This is a genomic window from Polaromonas sp. P1_E3, from assembly GCF_056405935.1.
Genome location: NZ_JBFUBD010000666.1, coordinates 1 through 1,037, shown reverse-complemented (window position 1 = coordinate 1,037; position 1,037 = coordinate 1). Strand labels below are relative to the sequence as shown.

Below are 1,037 nucleotides of genomic sequence, written 5' to 3'. Positions count from 1 at the left end.
GTGCACCAGCTTCTGCGAGATCGTTCAGGCCCATGCACATTTCGTCGAGCGCCTGGCGAAAGTCTTCGTCGCCAGGAACCGTCCAGCACATTTGCAGCAAATGTTTTTGCGCATCAAACCGGATGCCCGGCTCTTCCTCATAAGCACTGGCAGCCCCGGCCGCCAGGGATTTTGAACCGGTGTATTTCCACAGGGGCTTGAGAGCCTCCTGAAGCTGCTCAAAATTGACGTCCGCACGCAATGGCACTTCGCCGTGAACGTGGATCTCAAAAGGTGTGTTGTAGCGGGACATGATGGAAATTATCTTACCCAGTTTTCAAAAGCGCGCGCGGCGCGTGGGTGAGCCGCCCAATCGTGGTGCCTGAGACCGGAATCGAACCGGTACGCCCGTTATTCACGAAGCGGCGGATTTTAAGTCCGCTGTGTCTACCTATTTCACCACTCAGGCTCAAACGCCGTATTCCAACGTCCGGCAGCGTATTGTCRAACAAAAAAGCCCCATAACTGGGGCTGGTTGCAGGGAGCTGTGATGGAGGCGCGGGCCGGAGTCGAACCGACCTACTCGGATTTGCAATCCGGTACATAACCGCTTTGTTACCGCGCCGTATTCTGTCTGCCTGATAAAGCCCAACGGCTTTACCAAATAATCCAACGAAACCCCCAATGAAAAAGGACAGCATTTTTAAAGTGCTGCCCTTTGAATTGGAGCGGGAGAAGAGTCTCGAACTCTCGACCTCAACCTTGGCAAGGTTGCGCTCTACCAACTGAGCTACTCCCGCGATTACAGCCTCAAATTATAGCGTAGTTTTTTGGGCTTTTCCAAAAGCCGCAAAAAACTTTGCGAAAGACTTTATTAATGCTTCACCGTACCTGCTGCTTCTGCGGGTGGAACCACGGCAGCCGGAGCCACCACAGCAGCCTCTTCGTCGGTGAGCGGAACGGGCTGGCGTTCAAGCGCGACCTGCAAAACCTGGTCTATCCACTTCACCGGCACGATCTCCAGGCCGCTTTTGACGTTGTCGGGAATCTCCTGCAAG

Annotated in this window: 2 protein-coding genes and 3 tRNA genes; all 5 read right to left on the bottom strand. The window is 54.2% G+C overall.

The window, feature by feature from the left end; translation table 11 throughout:
* The coding region (locus AC1D0Z_RS22645; protein WP_477660384.1) for a DUF6806 family protein at positions 1-292 on the bottom strand (292 nt) is incomplete at its 3' end.
* A gap of 63 nt (positions 293-355) precedes the next feature.
* A tRNA-Leu gene (locus AC1D0Z_RS22640) sits at positions 356-448 on the bottom strand.
* A gap of 82 nt (positions 449-530) precedes the next feature.
* A tRNA-Cys gene (locus tag AC1D0Z_RS22635) sits at positions 531-604 on the bottom strand.
* Positions 605-703: 99 nt separating this feature from the next.
* Positions 704-779, bottom strand: a tRNA-Gly gene (locus AC1D0Z_RS22630).
* A gap of 74 nt (positions 780-853) precedes the next feature.
* The coding region (locus AC1D0Z_RS22625) for a hypothetical protein (RefSeq protein ID WP_477660383.1) at positions 854-1,037 on the bottom strand (184 nt) is incomplete at its 5' end.